Raw genomic sequence first — 16024 nt, forward strand, 5'->3', positions numbered from 1 at the left:
TCACTCCTTGGGCAAATCCATCATGGCTGTGAATTCAACTTCACAGGCCACTTCTCCGTCAACCGTTGCGGTGCCCGCAAACTTCCAGACTTTGCCGCCCGGCTTGCCGCGCGTTGTGGCCACGCGCATTTCCAGCACATCTCCTGGCACCACCATGCGACGGAATTTACATTTGTCGATGCCCATGAAGTAGACCAGCAGCTCTTTGTCTTCCATGCCCAGGGAAACGCCAACCATCACCGCAGAGGTCTGCGCCATCGCCTCTACGATGGTGACGCCCGGCATGATCGGCTTGGACGGGAAATGGCCCTGAAAATGGGGCTCGTTCATGGTGACGTTCTTGATACCCGTCGCAGAGGCATAACCGTCAATATCAACCACCTTATCCACCAGCAGAAACGGGTAGCGATGCGGAATGATCCGCTGGATCAGGCCAATATCGGCACTCTTAAGCTCTTGAGACATCTTGCGCTCCTGCTGCGTCTTGTTTGTTGAAGTAGCCCTAGCAATCCCAGCCGCCGGGGGCAAGCATACGACCGATTTGGCAGCCCCCTAGGCCAAGCCTGAAGGGTGCGGCTTATTCATTCTTCAGGCGTGTCTGTCGCGGATGGAAGGCCATCTCCCAGAATTTGGTTGAGCCGTTTGATCGCCATCGGCGTGATATCTATCGCCGGATCCGACAACAGCACCTCACGCCGCTCCAGGATCACACTGGCGCCCGCCTCTCGCATCAGATCCGTCAAAATCGGGCTGGCTGCGCGGATAAAGGCCTCTTCTTCCCGCTGTCGCTGTACCTCGATATTGCGCGACTTTTGTTCCTGTTCATTCCGTATCTGCACAACACGCGCGTCAAAGGCATCGGCAACGGCGCGAAACGCCTTGGGATCCATCCCTTCGCGCTGATTGGTCAGCTCTCGTTCTTCTGCCGTCAACTCGGCCTGAATGCGCCGGTTTTCTGCCAGAAGCACCGCCTCTTCCGCTGCCAATTCCTGAGTCACCCGCAGGCCAAACAGCGATTGGGAGAACATCAAATCGCTGTCCACGGTCAAAACGGCTGCGGTCGGCACCTCTTGCGGCGCGCGCGCCTCCTCCTGCGCGAAAGTGGCGGGCGCTTGAAAAAGCCCCGCCACCACAATTGCAAAACCTGCTGCCAGTCGCCGCATCACAAATCAGAACTGAGCGCTGATCGTGAAGTCAAACGTCTGCTCGCGGTCAAAGTCTTCTTTCTGCAGCGCTTTGGTAAAGTTAAAGCGCAGCGGTCCAATTGGCGTGGTCCAAAAGATCGACGCCCCGATCACATGGCGCAGCGAGAAGTCTTCGCCCACCACATTGTTGGAGGTTTGATCCAGCCCCCAGAGCGAACCGACGTCATAGAAGAGACCACCGCGCAGCCCCAGTTCCTCAGGCAAACCAAGCGGGAATTCCGCTTCAAATCGCGCCACGGCGTAGAAGTTGCCGCCCAAAGCGTCGTCAAAACCTGCACCCTGTTCACGCGGACCAACGCCATAAGGTTCAAAACCACGGATGTTACGTGCTGTTACGATAAAGCGGTCATCGACACGGCTGTCATCATCAGGAGAATACAGTGCCCCCCCTTCAAATGTGGCCCGCAATGTAACTTCTTCGTTCCAGGCCAGCGTCTCCGCAACGGCACGGCCGGTGGTTTCGATATAGGTGTAGTCTCCGCCGATGCCGCCAAAATCCTGGCTGAACTCAAGCAGCACACCACGTGTCGGATCAAGACCCGACCGGCGTGTGTCATAGCGATAGGTATATCCCAGCGCGCTCTTCCAGATGTCACCCCGCGCCGCTTCCTGGTTGATCAGCGTACCGTTCAGAGCGGCATCAACCGGGACGCTCAAATCGGAGTTCACAAGCGAATAGCGCAGCTGCATCCGGGAATTTTCGCCCAGCTGGAAACCGATGGCCGGCGTAAAATCACCAACCGTGTTGGTGAAACGCGCATCGCTTGGTTCAAACTCGCGATATGACAGATTGAACCCTGCGCTCAAATCTCGCCCAAGGAAGGCCGGCTCCTGGAACGAAAGCCCGTAGTCCACGATGTCCGAGGAGGTCGAGAACGACACGCCGAGGTTCTGACCGCGCCCGAGGAAGTTGGATTCATTAAAGCGGATTGCAAGACCGATACCGTCGTTGGTGGAGTATGTGCCACCCAAAGACAGCGAGCCGGTTGGCTGCTCTTCGACATCCACATCCACAATCACCTGGCTTGGACTGCTGCCCTCACGTGCATTCACTTCCGCAGAAGAGAAGAACCCCAGCGCACGAATGCGCTCAGCACTCTCACGGATTTCACGCGGGTTGAACGGATCGCCTTCCACAATACGGAACTGTTGACGGATCACCTTGTCCAGTGTGGTGGTGTTGCCCTCAATGTCGATACGCTCGACAAAGATCTTCGGGCCACGGGTGATGACAAAATCCACATCCAGCGTCAGATCACGATCGTTGCGCGTGATGCGCGGCTCCACACGGAGGAAATCTTGCCCCTGCTTCAGCGCAAAGCGTTCCATGCGTGCAATCGAGCTTTCAACCAGGCTCGGCGTGTAAACCACCCCCGGCTTCAGACGCAGGGTTTCCAGATACTCTTGCGGATCCAGCCCTTCGATATCGCTTGATGCGGTGATCTGGCCAAATTTGAACTGCTGCCCCTCTTCAACGTTAAACGTGACAAAATAGCTGTCGCGTTCACGGGAAAGCTCGGCATTCACACTGAGGGTACGGAAATCCACATAACCGCGGGACAGGTAGAAATCGCGCAGAACCTGCTTATCAAATTCGATGCGATCATTCACAAAGGTGTCTTGCTGGAAGAACGCACGCAACAGTCCCGCCTGCTTCGTACCCAAGACGCGGCGCAGACGGCTGTCACCGAAGTTCTGGTTACCTACAAAGCCGATGCGCTCGATCTCGACGATCCCGCCTTCAAAGACTTCAAACACCAGATCAGCGCGGTTCTCGCTGCGGCGAATGATCCGCGGGGTCACACGGGCCGCCAGACGACCGGATTCCGCATAGGCCTGCGTGATGCGCGCGGCATCGCGTTCCGCAACCGTCGGGTTCAAAACGCGGCGCGGCTCGGACTCAACCAACCCCTCAAGCGCATCGTCTTTCAGGCGTTGGTTGCCTTCAAAGCTGATGCGGTTGATGGTTGGGTATTCGGTCACCTTGATCGTCAGCGTATTGCCACTCGGCACCAGCTCGACGGTCTCAAACAGGCCGCTTTCCAGCACCCGTTGATAGGCCGCGTTCAACTGGCCACCGGTCACCGGCGTGCCGGTTTGCAATCCCGCATAATTAGTGATCGCAGAAGACTCGATCCGCTGGTTCCCATCCACGCGAATGGCGCCAAAATTGTAGTTCTGGGCATAGCCAAGCGTCGGCAGTGTCATCGCTGCCGCAAAAGCCAGACCATAAATTCCTGTCACAAAACGCCTGCTCTGCGCCTCGTCACGGTCTTTGGTTGTTACCAAAGCACATGCTTGTTTGGTCATTCCCAAACTCCGAAGTATCCCTGTATAGCATGTGAGTAACGGGAATACCCGGCGTTGTCAAAACTGCAATGGCACGAAAACCGCCATTGTTTCCTATAGCCAACATAGCAAATTGTGGCGCACGCAGACCGCGACGCCACATCATCTTGTAACTCATTGAGATCAAAGGGCGCACACCAAACCGGGTGGTCTGCCCCTGTCACATCCCGGCGATCAGTGGATCAGGCTGCTGATGTAAGCCCCGATCAACAGGCCCACCACAACCGCAGACGGAAAAAGGAATCTCTCCCAGTTGACATCAATCAACAGGCCGATTGCGCGATATCCACTTGTAATCGTTTGCATTTCCCACATCCCAACGCAGTATCGTTAAACAATAGTAACCTTAGAATAGGGCAAAATTTGGGCGCACAGATGATCTGCGCGCCCATATGGTTAACTCAGCCCCGCCAGAAAGCGGGTATCAAAAACCCTGTGATCAGGGACAGAAAAGATCGTTTGTCAGGCCAAACAGCATCATGCCCAGCACGATCATCAAACCGCCCATCATCAGCACGCGCAGCACACCGTCCGCTGGAGGACGCCCTGCAACCGCCTCATAGGCGTAAAACACAAGGTGGCCACCATCCAGCATTGGAATCGGAAACAAGTTCAGCAATCCAATTGCGGTGGACAGCACCGCAATGAACCAGATGAAGCTCTGGGTGCCCTGGCTCGCCATCGCGGCTGAGGTCTGCGCAATCCCAACCGGACCAGACAGGTTACAGCTGCTGATCGCACCGGTGACCATATGATAAAGCCCGCTCAACGAGCCTTCCATGATCCGCACGGTCTGGAGCGCGCCGGCCACAACAGCGTCGCCAAATGGCAGGGCTTCTGTGGCAGGCTCAAAGGCCAGGCCGCCCCCAATTCCGATCCGCCAATTGGTGACAAAGCCACCATCCGCCTGCGGCTCATCCACACGGCGGGGTGTCAGGGCAAATTCCTGCGCCTCGCCGTCCCGCTGAACGGTCAGCAGCAATGTGCGCCCTTCCCCGGATTCCACCGCCTCTTTCAGCTCGGAGAACGCAACAATCGGGGTGCCGTCGATTGCCGTGAACACATCGCCGACCTCAAGCCCCGCATTATACGCCGCAGAGCGTGGTGCCAGCGAAAGGACCAGTGGCGGATAGAGATATGGCCCGGAAACCTCAATCTCTTCCCCCGCGCGGCTCACCACATAGGGCAGCGGGTCCTGCTTTGCCATCTCGTCCCAGAAGTCATCAAATGCGCCGGGTTCATCAAAAGAAGGCAGCGTCTCGCCATTGATCGCGCGCACCACATCACCTTCCTGCAAGGTATAGGGGGCATTGGGCAGATCGCGCATGTCACCAACAATAAGCTTGTCGCCCACCTGCCCGTTGGACATCATCACCGCGGCAAAAATGATCAGCGACAGAATGAAGTTGAACACCGGCCCGGCCAGAACAGTGGCAGCCCGCGCCCAAAGCGGCGCGCCATGCATGGTGGCCCGGCGCTCGGCGTCGCTCATCTCCGCCATGGCCTCGCCATCCTTGCCACTTGCGGCATTGGCGTCACCTTTGAATTTCACATATCCGCCCAGCGGGATCGCGGCGAGTTGCCATTGCGTGCCGCGTTTGTCCACGCGCGACCACAGCACAGGGCCAAACCCGATGCTGAACACATCCGCGCCGATACCGCTCCAGCGGCCAACGATGTAATGGCCGTATTCGTGGATCGCCACGATGATCGACAAAGCCACAACAAACCAAACAACTGTTAGGGCGCCGCTGCCGAAACTCGGGATTAGCGTCGAAATATCCAAATGCACGTCCTCTTTTTGGCGCTTCTGGCGGCCTTAAGCCATTTTTTGCATGATCTCATCCGCAGTCTTGCGGGCGAGATGGTCAGTTTCCATCACCGTATCAAGGCTCATTTCGGCATTCTTGAGGCAATGTGAGGGAGAAAGCTGCGCAAGCACCTCCTCCACCACTTCGGCCATCTGCAGAAAGCCAATACGGTGATCTAAGAAGGCATCCAGCGCCCGCTCTTTGGCGGCATTGAACATCGCCCCGGCATGTCCACCGATCTCTAGCACCTCATGCGCCAGTCGCAGCGCGGGGTAGCGCTCCAGATCCGGCGCGCGGAAATGCAATGAGCCGATTTGCGCCAGATCCAGCCGTGATACCGGCAGATCCTTACGCTCCGGCCAATGCAACGCATAGCCAATCGCATGGCGCATGTCCGGCGGCCCCACATGGGCCATCAGCGCGCCGTCCTTGAAGCCCACCAGCGCGTGCACCAGAGATTCCGGATGTACAAGCACTTCGATCTGCTCATGCGCGCAGCCGAAAAACTCTTTGGTCTCAATGACCTCCAGCGCCTTATTGAACATCGAGGCACTGTCCACGGTGATCCGCTGCCCCATGTTCCAATTCGGGTGGCTGCTGGCCTGCTCCGGCGTGGCGCGCGCCATATCTTCCAGGATCCAATCCCGGAACGCCCCGCCGCTGGCGGTGATGATGAGGCGCTCCACCGCGTCCATGTCTTCGCCGACAAGACCCTGAAACACCGCGGAATGCTCGCTGTCCACCGGCAGGATACGACCGCCGTGTTTCTCAGCGGTGCCCATAATCAGGTGGCCTGCTGTGACCAGAGACTCCTTGTTGGCCAGCGCGAGGGTCGCCCCCTGCTGCAACGCCACCAGCCCCGGCGCCAGGCCCGCAGCGCCAACAATCGCGCTCATCACCCAATCTGCAGGCCGTGCCGCAGCCTCTGCAATCGCCTTTGCCCCTGCCGCCGCCTCAATCCCGCTGCCTGCAAGCGCAGCCCGCAGATCATCAAGCAGCGCCTCATTGGCGGTTATCGCCACATCGGCCTTTAACGCAATCGCATCCTCTGCCAGCTGCGCAATGTTCTGCCCGCCTGTCAGCGCCACAACATCATAAGCCGCAGGATCGCGCCGGATCAGATCAATGGTGTTCTGACCAATCGATCCGGTGGCGCCAAAAATGGAAACTTTTCTCATCTTACCAGTCTCTTATCACCGGTTTTACGTTGCAGGCAGCCCGAGAACGACGCCCATCAACAACACAAGCAGCGCGCCGCCCATCATCCCGTCAAAGCGATCAAGCAGGCCGCCATGTCCGGGGATCAGATTGGAGCTGTCCTTGATCCCGGTCTTGCGTTTCAGCGCGCTCTCCGCCGCGTCGCCCATCTGTGAGGCAAAGGAGGTCAGAATGCTCAGAACAATCAGGGTCGTGCCGCCAAAGGCCAAGCCCACACAGGCCGCCGCAACCCAGCCCGCAATCGTGCCGGACCAGGTCTTTTTGGGGCTCACCTTCGGCCAGAATTTCGGCCCGCCGATCATGCGCCCTGCGAAGTAACCCGCGATATCCGTCGCCACCACCACAGAGACAAGCCACAACAGCCAATAGGCCCCGCGCACATCACGCAGCACAATCAGCCCATAGCAGGCAAACATCAGGCCAATCGCGTAAGCGCCGTAAACCAAACGATATTTCTTCGCCTGACCTGCGCCGACAAAGCCAACTGCCGCCAGCACCGGCCCAATCGCCTGCCCCGGCAGCACATAGGTCGCCAATAGCGCCGCTGCGGCAATCACCGCAACCACGATGGCGCTGCGCCCGTCGCCGCCGTTCAGCATCCGGGTCAGTTCCCAGATCATCCCGGTACAGATCACGACGACCAATTCATGGAACAGCACACCGCCCTGCCAGATGGCCACACCACCAACCAGAAGCATCACCAGCGCAGATGCGACCCGCGCCGGCAGATCCCCCCAGATCCCGCTGTCCTTACCGGCGCTGCTCACGCGCTCACGGCTCCAAAGCGGCGATCACGGGTCGAATAGGCTTCCACCAGCTTGCTGAACTCCTCTTTGGAGAAATCCGGCCACAGCGTGTCGATAAATTCATATTCTGCATAGGCGGACTGCCACAGCAGGAAGTTGGAGATCCGCGCCTCACCGCTGGTGCGCACCACCAGATCCGGATCGGGAAGCACGCAGGTGTCCAGGTACTTGGGCAAGGTCTCTTCGTTCACATCTTCCGGTTTCAGATTGCCGGCCGCCACATCCTGCGCCAGCCGCTGCGTGGCACGCGCGACTTCATCCCGCCCGCCATAGTTCAGGGCAATGGTCAGGTTGACGCCGGTGTTCTCTGCGGTCAGCTCTTCAAGCTCATCCATCAGGGCCTGCAGTTTCACGTCCAGACCGGGGCGGTCGCCAATAAAGCGCACCCGCACGCCCTCTGCTTTCAGAGAGCGCGCCTCTTTGCGAATATACTGGCGGAACAGGCTCATGAGCCCGGCCACTTCGGCCTGTGTCCGCTTCCAGTTCTCCGTCGAAAACCCAAAAATCGTCAGATACTCAACACCCAGCGGCGAGCAAGCGCGTACAATCTCTTTGACACGCTTGGCGCCTGCATGGTGCCCAAACAGCCGAGGCCGCCCGCGCGCCTGTGCCCAACGGCCATTGCCATCCATAATGATGGCCACATGTCGCGGGCCGGAACGTGTAGCGGTCGCGGGAAGGTCCTCAGCCATGTGCTTATACCTGCATGATTTCGGACTGTTTGTTTTCCAGCGCGCTGTCGACCTGTTTGATGTAGCTGTCGGTCAACTCCTGCACTTCGCCTTCCCAGAGCTTCTGGTCGTCCTCAGACATGCCGTCGCCCTTGGCTTTCTTGATCTGGTCCATGCCGTCACGACGGATGTTGCGGATCGCCACACGGGCGTGCTCGGCATATTGCGCCGCCACACGCGCCAGCTCGGTGCGGCGCTCTTCGTTCAGCTCAGGGATCGGCAGCATCACGATGGTGCCGTTGGTCTGCGGGTTGATGCCAAGGCCGGAGTTCATGATCGCCTTCTCAACCGCGCTCACCAGCGATTTGTCCCAGACGTTCACGGTCACCATACGTGGCTCCGGCACGTTCACGGTGCCCACCTGGTTGATTGGCGTCTTGGAGCCATAGGCATCCACCATCACCGGCTCCAGCATCGTGGCCGAGGCGCGGCCGGTCCGCAGCGAGGCAAATTCGGTTTTGAGAGCCCCCATTGCACCATCCATGCGGCGCGTCAGGTCATCGGTATCAAGTTCAAATTCTTGGTCAGACATTGCTGCTCTTCCAGTCTTTCATGTTCTGCTGGTAACGCTCATAGGCTATTGTCCATTCTTTGTATAGCACCGCACAGGGACGGTGAAGTCCCCTCTCCCCTACCTCTGCCAAACGCTGCAGTTTTGCCGCCTCTTTCTCGCGCGCGCTTTCTGTCGCCATTGCGCAAGCTGCTATGAGGCCTGCGCAAAGCCGCTCTGAAAGGTCGTTTTTCTCATCGCGATAGTACCTGATAGTTTTTATAGGGATTCGAAAGACCCCTATCTCAGGATACCTCCCATGAGCAGAATGATTCCCAACATGAGCGCCGGCGGACTGGACGCCCACAAACCAGCCGAAATCACCCGTCTGGTCAGACTGTCCGGCGTGACCAAAGCGGAAATGCCGCTTCTCCCGCTCATCACCCTCTCGATCCTTGGCGGCGCATTTATCTCTTTTGGTGCGCTCTTCTTCACTCAGACAACATCCGGATTTGCCGACATCAATGGCGCCCTCAAACTGATGGGCGGCATTGCGTTTTCCCTCGGCCTCATTCTGGTGGTCATCGGCGGCGCAGAGCTCTTCACCGGCAACACCATGATCGTGATGGCCTATGTGGACAAACGCATCACCACCAAAGCGCTCTTGCGCAATTGGGCGGTTGTGCTGGTCGGCAATGCGCTTGGCTGTATCGCTGTGCTGCTTCTGGTGCAGGGATCGGGCCTGTTGGATGGCTCCCACGGCACCCGCGCTGCAGCCATTGCCGAGGCCAAAATTGCCCTCACACCGCTGGAAGCTTTCTGCCGTGGCATTCTGTGTAATGCGCTGGTGTGTCTGGCGGTCTGGCTCGCGGTGTCTGCGCGCTCCACACTTGGCATGATCCTATCCATCGTGTGGCCGGTCTCCGCCTTTGTGGCCATCGGTCTGGAGCACTCCATCGCCAATATGTACCTGATCCCCGCAGGCGCTCTCTCAGGTGTAGAAGTCAGCTTCGCCGCGCTCATGGGCAACTTGGTGCCTGTTCTGATTGGCAATATCATCGGCGGTGCCGGGATCGTGGCGCTTGCCTACCGTCTGGCCTACGGCCGCAACCTCGCCGACGAGCACCCTGTGCCTGCGGAGTAACCCCAACTGGCAAAGAAAAAGCGCAGCGGGCCGAAACCTGCTGCGCTCCAAAAACATCTGATAAAGGCCTAGGCTCAGCTCACCTTTGTGTAGGTGCCCTTGCCGCCAAGAATGCCGCGGAACCCGCCCGGCTCATCCAGCGGGAACACGATCAAAGGCAGGTTGTTGTCACGCGCCAAGGCAATCGCGCTTGCGTCCATCACCTTCAGGCGTTTGGTCAGCACGTCATCATAGCTGATCGCGTCAAAGCGCACCGCATCGTCATGTTCCGCCGGGTCTTTGTCATAGATCCCGTCCACACCGTTCTTGCCCATAAAGATCGCTTCACAAGCCATCTCATTGGCACGCAGCGTCGCCGCCGTGTCGGTGGTGAAATATGGGTTGCCGGTGCCTGCTGCAAAAATGCAGACCCGCTTTTTCTCAAGGTGGCGCACGGCGCGGCGGCGGATGTAAGGCTCTGCCACCTCATCCATGCGGATCGCGCTGATCACTCGGGTGAAGACACCAAGCCCTTCCAGCGCGCTCTGCATCGCCAGCGCGTTCATCACAGTGGCCAGCATCCCCATATAGTCCGCAGTTGTTCGCTCCATCCCTTGGGCCGCACCGGACAGGCCGCGGAACACATTGCCGCCGCCAATCACCATGCAGATCTCAACGCCCATGTCATGAACGGATTTCACTTCCTTGGCGATGCGTTCAATCGTGGGCGGATGCAGGCCAAAGCCCTGATCTCCCATCAACGCCTCCCCCGAAATCTTCAACATCACACGGTTAAAGGTCACCTCGGCGGGAACGGCGGCGTCGCTCATGTTGCACTCCATCTGCGCATCGTTTTAGGATTGCGCGCAAAATGTCGGAAAACGGGCGCGGGTTCAATGCGAGAGTTGCCTGCTTTCCACACAAACTCTCAAAAGCCGGGCCACTTCATGCCATCTTTGCCATCCATCGCGCCGGATCAGCCGGTCCTGATCGCAGGCCCCACTGCCAGCGGCAAAAGCGCCCTCGCGCTGGAAATCGCCGAAACGCAGGGCGGCGTGATCGTAAATGCTGATGCAATTCAAGTGTTTGGCAATTGGCGCGTCCTGACCGCTCGCCCCTCTGTCGAGGATGAAGCACGGGCGCCGCACCGCCTTTACGGTCATGTTCCGGGATCCGCAGAATATTCTGTTGGCCATTGGCTGCGCGATGTCGCTCCTCTTTTAAAGGAGGGCCCGCGCCCGATCATTGTTGGCGGCACCGGCCTTTATTTTACAGCGCTCACCCAAGGATTGGCCGATATCCCCGCCACGCCGCCTGATCTGCGCCTTGCCGCCAACGCGCGCGTCGCTTCGGAGGGATTCGAGGTGTTGTTGTCAGAGCTTGATTCTGAAACCCGCGCCCGCATCGACATACAAAACCCGATGCGCGTACAGCGGGCCTGGGAAGTGCTCACCGCGACAGGCCGTCCGCTGGCGGAGTGGCAAGACGACACGCCCCCGCCCCTTCTGCCGCTGCCGGACACAATGCCGATTGTCTTTGACGTGGACAAAAACTGGCTCAACTCCCGCATTGCCCGCCGCTTTGATCTCATGTTGCAGGAAGGCGCGTTGGAAGAGGCCCAGTCAAACCTTGCCACTTTTGACCCGACGCAGCTTTCTGCCAAGGCCATCGGCGCCCCCGAGCTCATCGCCCATCTGCGCGGAACCCTCACTTTGGATGAGGCCCGCGAGCGCGCCACCATCGCCACGCGTCAATTCGCCAAACGCCAGCGCACATGGTTTCGCTCCAAAATGTCCAAATGGCATCACTACAATCCAACCGATTGAAACTGCCCATCAGCCCGTGCAAGCGGTTCTCCACTGAAGCGCCTATTCTGATGGCAGATTTTGGCACAGATCGGTCTGCGTTAACCAAAAGCTTGCCCGAATCTATTCCGCCGCGCTTAAGTCCCCGCCAAGGTGACTGAGAAGACGATCAATATCCCGTCGTTCATGACGCGGCCCGGCATGGGGTCCAAACCGACGCAAGACGCCGCGCCCAAAGCCCCGTCCAAAGCCCTGCCGAAAACCATCAAACCACGCGCGCCGCGTTCCAAACGCGCGGCCTTGCGCCGACCGGATCAGCCAGTCTCCGACATCACCGTCACCAGTTTGGTGGGCGCCAGCCAGACCGCGCGCTGGAAGCTTGAACAGCTGCATCAACGCGATCATCACATGGTGCTCTGGACCACCCGCGGACAGGGCCGCGCCCTCTTGCATGGCCGCCGTCGCGGCTTTAGCGCCTATAATGTGATCTTTGTGCCTGCGGGACACTTGTTCTCCATCGAACTTGGCCCGCAAGTGCAAGGGTTGGCAACGCTGCTGCCAAACGACGGGCGCATCCCGCTGCCCGATCAGGCGCATCTGATCCGCTTAAACGACAGCGCCGAACAGATTGAATTTACGGCTATTCTTGATGCCATGCGCCGCGAATGTGCCGACCTGCGCCCCTTGATGAATGACGCCTTAAACGCCCATGCACAGCTGCTCTCTGTCACACTCCGGCGCGCCATCGACCGCGAAGGCCCGCCCCCGCGCGCCCGCGCCACCGAGCGGCTGGTGCGTCAATTCTGCGATCTTCTCGCGCAGGAGTTCACCTCGGGCAATCCCATGGCTTGGTATGCAGAGCAGCTCGACATCACGCCGACACATCTCACCCGCGTCTGCCGCCAATCCGCCGGCATCACCGCCGCAGAAATGCTCTCACAAATGGTGCAACACCGGGCCCGCAGCCTGCTCATGGAAAGTGATCTGCCGATCAACCGCATCTCAGGCGCCCTTGGCTTTGGCAGCGCCGCCTATTTCACGCGGTTTTGCCAGCAACACTTCGGCGCCGCGCCTAGCAAGCTGCGCAAACAGGCACGTGGCGTCTAGTCGACGCCCTCAGCCGCCCAAAATCTTGCGCACGTAGTTGCGAGTCTCTTTGAATGGTGGCACGCCGCCGTATTTCTCCACCGCATGCGGACCTGCGTTATAGGCCGCCAGCGCCAACCGCCAACTGCCAAACTTCAGATACTGCTGCTTGAGATAGCGCGCGCCCCCTTCAAGGTTCTGCTGAGGATCCAGCGGATCCACCCGCAACGCCCGCGCGGTGCCGGGCATCAACTGCGCCAACCCCAACGCCCCTTTGTGGGATTTCGCCTTGGCGTTCCAGTTGCTTTCCTGCTGCACCAGCTTCAGGAACAGATCAACCGGCACCCCATGCAGCAAGGCCGCCTCCCGCGCCATGGCGAGATAAGGCCCACGGTATTTGCCGTTGTAGCTGCCATCCCCCCACTTGGAGGGCGTGTAGACCGGCTTTGGCTTAAGGCGCACCGAATTGCGGTATTGCTCCGCTGCCCGACCATCCAGCACCCGTGTCTGATTTTTAAACAACCGGGCCTGAGACTTGCTTGAAACAGATTGCGCCGCTGCCGTGCCGACCGTCAGACCAGCAACCACCACCGCGCCCACAAGCGCCCCCAAACTCCGTGCCATGATCCTGCGCATGTGCGCCCGCTCCACCATGATTCCGAACTTTTCTATATCAAATCGTGAAATTTTTTCCAGACACAGCCCCGTCATCTGGAAATTCGATCGCCCGGAGTGACCCGCAAACCCAGCTTTTCCACAAGAAACTGCTTCCCATTCGCGACTTGCGGTGGTGTATGGTGATCCAAATCGACTGATAGAATCCGTGGGAGTGATAGGCGTATGGCCGGATCGGTGAACAAAGTAATTCTCATTGGCAACCTGGGCCGCGACCCAGAGGTGCGCTCGTTCCAGAATGGCGGCAAGGTCTGCAACCTGCGCATCGCCACCTCTGAGACCTGGAAAGACCGCAACACCGGTGAGCGCCGCGAGCGCACCGAATGGCACTCCGTCGCAATCTTCCAGGAAGGTCTGGTGCGCATTGCAGAGCAATACCTGCGCAAAGGCTCCAAAGTCTATGTCGAGGGCAAGCTGCAAACCCGTAAATGGCAGGATCAATCCGGTCAGGATCGCTACTCCACCGAAGTGGTGCTGCAGGGCTTTGACGGCGTTCTGACCATGCTCGACGGCCGCTCCGGTGGCGAAGGCGGCGGTGGCGGCGGCTTTGGTGGCGGCGGTGGCGGCTACGATCAGGGCGGCGGTTACGGCGGTGGCTATGATCAAGGCGGCGGTGGCGGCTTTGGCGGCGGCAATCAGGGCGGCGGCGCCCCAAGCCGTGACATGGACGACGAAATCCCGTTCTAAGCTTCAGCGGCAGACGGGCAGATATTCAGAGAGGGTCGGCATACGCCGGCCCTTTTTTGTTGCCCCCACGGCCTGTCACATCCGGAAATGCGGACTTGCCAGAGACTTAAAACTAAGGGACACTCAATGTCAGTACGCACTCATTTCTGTTAGAGAGTTCATGGTTGAGTTGGGTGGTGCACCAAGAGGACATATCCTCAAAAGCACCGACGAGCGCGTGGTCTCTCTGCAAAGTCATACTTACGTATCAGGGAGATAGACGTGTTTTCTAAATCTATCAAAACAACCGCCGCAGCGGCGCTATTGGCGACGTCTGCAACCGCGCCGGCCATGGCCAGTGATCTCGGCGCCGCCATTGCAGGTGCCATTGTCGGCGGTGCCATCGTTTCGAGCGCCCAAAAGAACAAAGCCAGACAACGCTCCAGCGCTGCTTATTATTCCGCCACCCGCGCCCAAAACCGCGAAACCCAGAGCGCGCTCAACTATTTTGGCTTCCCGGCTGGCACGCCGGATGGTGTGCTTGGCGCGCGCTCCCGTTCCGCAATCATTCAATATCAAAGCTACGTCGGCTTTCCGGCCACCGGCCGCCTCTCGCCATATGAGCGTGATTTCCTCGTATCCTCCTACAACCGCGCACAAGTTGGCGGCCCGCAGGTGGTGAAAGCCATGCAGACCCACCAGCACGGCGTGCGCAGCCTGCTCACCACATGGTATGCCGAAGTCCATGGCGGCCCCTCCGGCACGATCTATGGCGGAATGCCGGTTGAGGTCTCAAACGCCATCGACGAGGTGGCACAAAGCTCCGATCCAAGTGCTGAGCAACTTCTGCAGCGCTCTGGCTTCATCCAGCTTGCAGATCTCAATGGCGACGGCAAAACCGACTACATACTGGACACCTCTGTTTCCGGCAGCGCCTATTGGTGCGGGGCCAAGGACTGTACCGTGATGGTCTTTGCCTCAGGCCCCAGCGGCTTCACCCGAAACGACTTCCTCAGCCATGTAGCCACTCCGACAAGCTTCTCTTGTCATCAGTCCACCTGCCGCCTGAACGACTCAGCCACAACCCAGGTTGCCGCCGCACCTGAAGTGCCGGTGGTTCCAGCCCCAGCAGCGCCAGTGACTGTCCCGGCAACGGCCCCCGCAACGGTGCCCGTGGCTGTGCAGGAGCCCGCGGCCCAGAGCCTCACTCTGTTCCAAACTGCGCAACCCGCCGCGCCGGAAAAATCCCTCGCAGGCTATTGCGGCAAGGTCGGTCTGCTCACCAGCTCCAATGGCGGTTTCACCACGGTCTCCAAGATCACCGACCCCGATTTTGTGCTGAGCGAACAATTCTGCCTCGCGCGCACCTACACGGTGGCCAATGGCGAAAAGCTCATGCAATCGGTGCAGGGTGCCACTCAGGCGCAGGTCGATCAACAATGTGACGCTTTCGGCCCCGTGCTTGCGCCTTATGTGGGCAAACTCTCCACCGCCGCCCCTGCGCAACTGCAGTCAGAGGTGCAGAGCTTTGTGTTGAACTCCAATATGTCGCTGGAGCAATTGCAGGACACCGCGCAAATCTGCCTCTTCTCGGCCTATCGCCGCGATGACATGCAGGTGGCTCTTGGCTCTGCCTTGATCATGTCCGCCATTGGTCAGAAGCCTTATGGCGAGCTGATTGCCCATCACCTGCAACATGGCTTTGGAGTTGCGACCAACACCGATCAGGCGCAGGCGTGGTACATCTCCGCGATTGACGCGCTGAACAACGGGGCTGAGCCGGTCTTTGCCCCGGGTCAGACCGAGCGCACCGCGCTTCTGCAGGCCGCAGTGCTGGCCGACTCTGGTGGCGCGCCCCAGGTGCAGCCCGCAGCCGCATTGCCCACAATCTCGCTTGGCGACTGAGGCAAACGCCTCCCCCAATAAACCCGCTCAAAGCCCCGGCCCGCCTCTCGCAGCCGGGGCTTATTTCTGCCAAATGCACAGGATTGCCCCAAGCCCCTACCCCCTCGCGCAAATGCTGCCTATGTTAAGAAAAACAGCATCAACGTGAGGACAA

The 16024-nt window shown here is 59.2% G+C and carries 17 protein-coding genes; 5 read left to right on the forward strand and 12 right to left on the reverse strand.

Annotated elements, in window-relative coordinates; translation table 11 throughout:
• From fabZ to J7400_RS11350, 10 genes are all read right to left on the reverse strand, one after another.
• Complete coding sequence (gene fabZ, locus J7400_RS11310) at positions 1-465, reverse strand: 3-hydroxyacyl-ACP dehydratase FabZ (RefSeq protein WP_209063218.1); 465 nt, start codon at positions 463-465, stop codon at positions 1-3.
• 116 nt (positions 466-581) lie between these two features.
• Positions 582-1163 carry an OmpH family outer membrane protein gene (locus J7400_RS11315; RefSeq protein ID WP_209063220.1) on the reverse strand — a complete coding sequence of 194 codons (582 nt, stop codon included), beginning with the start codon at positions 1161-1163 and terminating at the stop codon, positions 582-584.
• Between the two features lie 6 nt (positions 1164-1169).
• Positions 1170-3515, reverse strand: coding sequence for an outer membrane protein assembly factor BamA (gene bamA, locus J7400_RS11320; RefSeq protein ID WP_209063222.1), 2346 nt, complete (start codon positions 3513-3515; stop codon positions 1170-1172).
• A 213-nt stretch (positions 3516-3728) separates the two neighbouring features.
• The gene (locus J7400_RS21335) at positions 3729-3860 is read right to left on the reverse strand and encodes a hypothetical protein (protein ID WP_280637737.1); all 132 of its coding nucleotides are present in this window, start codon (positions 3858-3860) and stop codon (positions 3729-3731) included.
• A 133-nt stretch (positions 3861-3993) separates the two neighbouring features.
• Positions 3994-5340, reverse strand: coding sequence for an RIP metalloprotease RseP (gene rseP, locus J7400_RS11325; protein ID WP_209063224.1), 1347 nt, complete (start codon positions 5338-5340; stop codon positions 3994-3996).
• Positions 5341-5373: 33 nt separating this feature from the next.
• A complete protein-coding gene (gene dxr / locus J7400_RS11330; protein ID WP_209063226.1) occupies positions 5374-6543 on the reverse strand; it encodes a 1-deoxy-D-xylulose-5-phosphate reductoisomerase in 1170 nt (389 codons plus the stop codon).
• A 24-nt stretch (positions 6544-6567) separates the two neighbouring features.
• Positions 6568-7350, reverse strand: coding sequence for a phosphatidate cytidylyltransferase (locus J7400_RS11335; RefSeq protein ID WP_348540175.1), 783 nt, complete (start codon positions 7348-7350; stop codon positions 6568-6570).
• A complete protein-coding gene (locus tag J7400_RS11340; RefSeq protein WP_209063227.1) occupies positions 7347-8081 on the reverse strand; it encodes an isoprenyl transferase in 735 nt (244 codons plus the stop codon). Before J7400_RS11340 ends, J7400_RS11335 begins: the two co-directional genes overlap by 4 nt.
• Positions 8082-8085: 4 nt before the next feature.
• Complete coding sequence (gene frr, locus J7400_RS11345) at positions 8086-8652, reverse strand: ribosome recycling factor (RefSeq protein ID WP_209063229.1); 567 nt, start codon at positions 8650-8652, stop codon at positions 8086-8088.
• The gene (locus tag J7400_RS11350) at positions 8645-8812 is read right to left on the reverse strand and encodes a hypothetical protein (RefSeq protein ID WP_209063231.1); all 168 of its coding nucleotides are present in this window, start codon (positions 8810-8812) and stop codon (positions 8645-8647) included. Before J7400_RS11350 ends, frr begins: the two co-directional genes overlap by 8 nt.
• A 117-nt stretch (positions 8813-8929) precedes the next feature.
• Between J7400_RS11350 and J7400_RS11355 the strand changes: the two genes are divergently transcribed.
• Positions 8930-9754, forward strand: coding sequence for a formate/nitrite transporter family protein (locus J7400_RS11355; RefSeq protein ID WP_247738764.1), 825 nt, complete (start codon positions 8930-8932; stop codon positions 9752-9754).
• A gap of 74 nt (positions 9755-9828) precedes the next feature.
• Here J7400_RS11355 and pyrH read toward each other — a convergent pair whose 3' ends face one another.
• Complete coding sequence (pyrH, locus tag J7400_RS11360) at positions 9829-10563, reverse strand: UMP kinase (protein ID WP_247738765.1); 735 nt, start codon at positions 10561-10563, stop codon at positions 9829-9831.
• Between the two features lie 117 nt (positions 10564-10680).
• Here pyrH and miaA point away from each other — a divergent pair, with 117 nt between their 5' ends.
• Both miaA and J7400_RS21405 read left to right on the forward strand, forming a co-directional pair.
• A complete protein-coding gene (miaA, locus tag J7400_RS11365) occupies positions 10681-11559 on the forward strand; it encodes a tRNA (adenosine(37)-N6)-dimethylallyltransferase MiaA (protein WP_209063235.1) in 879 nt (292 codons plus the stop codon).
• A gap of 132 nt (positions 11560-11691) precedes the next feature.
• Entirely contained in the window at positions 11692-12645 is a 954-nt protein-coding gene (locus J7400_RS21405) for an AraC family transcriptional regulator (protein WP_209063237.1), read from the forward strand.
• 9 nt (positions 12646-12654) lie between these two features.
• Here the strand turns inward: J7400_RS21405 and J7400_RS11375 are convergent, their stop codons facing one another.
• Positions 12655-13248: a lytic transglycosylase domain-containing protein gene (locus J7400_RS11375; RefSeq protein ID WP_209063240.1), complete on the reverse strand. Its 594-nt coding sequence runs from the start codon at positions 13246-13248 to the stop codon at positions 12655-12657.
• 216 nt (positions 13249-13464) lie between these two features.
• On the opposite strand from J7400_RS11375, the gene ssb reads away from it, so the two are divergent.
• The gene (ssb, locus tag J7400_RS11380) at positions 13465-13986 is read left to right on the forward strand and encodes a single-stranded DNA-binding protein (RefSeq protein ID WP_209063242.1); all 522 of its coding nucleotides are present in this window, start codon (positions 13465-13467) and stop codon (positions 13984-13986) included.
• Between the two features lie 261 nt (positions 13987-14247).
• Positions 14248-15870 carry a peptidoglycan-binding domain-containing protein gene (locus tag J7400_RS11385; RefSeq protein ID WP_209063244.1) on the forward strand — a complete coding sequence of 541 codons (1623 nt, stop codon included), beginning with the start codon at positions 14248-14250 and terminating at the stop codon, positions 15868-15870.
• The last annotated feature ends 154 nt before the right edge of the window (positions 15871-16024 follow it).

Source organism: Shimia sp. R9_2 (assembly GCF_017743735.1).
Lineage (GTDB): Bacteria > Pseudomonadota > Alphaproteobacteria > Rhodobacterales > Rhodobacteraceae > Shimia.

Bases quoted from the DNA above. Each gene is read 5' to 3' on its own strand.
- pyrH (WP_247738765.1), bottom strand. From the start codon at position 10,563: ATGAGCGACGCCGCCGTTCCCGCCGAGGTGACCTTTAACCGTGTGATG.
- J7400_RS11340 (WP_209063227.1), bottom strand. From the start codon at position 8,081: ATGGCTGAGGACCTTCCCGCGACCGCTACACGTTCCGGCCCGCGACAT.
- miaA (WP_209063235.1), top strand. From the start codon at position 10,681: ATGCCATCTTTGCCATCCATCGCGCCGGATCAGCCGGTCCTGATCGCA.
- J7400_RS11375 (WP_209063240.1), bottom strand. From the start codon at position 13,248: ATGGCACGGAGTTTGGGGGCGCTTGTGGGCGCGGTGGTGGTTGCTGGT.
- J7400_RS11350 (WP_209063231.1), bottom strand. From the start codon at position 8,812: ATGGCGACAGAAAGCGCGCGCGAGAAAGAGGCGGCAAAACTGCAGCGT.
- J7400_RS21335 (WP_280637737.1), bottom strand. From the start codon at position 3,860: ATGCAAACGATTACAAGTGGATATCGCGCAATCGGCCTGTTGATTGAT.
- J7400_RS11355 (WP_247738764.1), top strand. From the start codon at position 8,930: ATGAGCAGAATGATTCCCAACATGAGCGCCGGCGGACTGGACGCCCAC.
- J7400_RS11315 (WP_209063220.1), bottom strand. From the start codon at position 1,163: ATGCGGCGACTGGCAGCAGGTTTTGCAATTGTGGTGGCGGGGCTTTTT.
- dxr (WP_209063226.1), bottom strand. From the start codon at position 6,543: ATGAGAAAAGTTTCCATTTTTGGCGCCACCGGATCGATTGGTCAGAAC.
- fabZ (WP_209063218.1), bottom strand. From the start codon at position 465: ATGTCTCAAGAGCTTAAGAGTGCCGATATTGGCCTGATCCAGCGGATC.
- ssb (WP_209063242.1), top strand. From the start codon at position 13,465: ATGGCCGGATCGGTGAACAAAGTAATTCTCATTGGCAACCTGGGCCGC.
- bamA (WP_209063222.1), bottom strand. From the start codon at position 3,515: ATGACCAAACAAGCATGTGCTTTGGTAACAACCAAAGACCGTGACGAG.
- frr (WP_209063229.1), bottom strand. From the start codon at position 8,652: ATGTCTGACCAAGAATTTGAACTTGATACCGATGACCTGACGCGCCGC.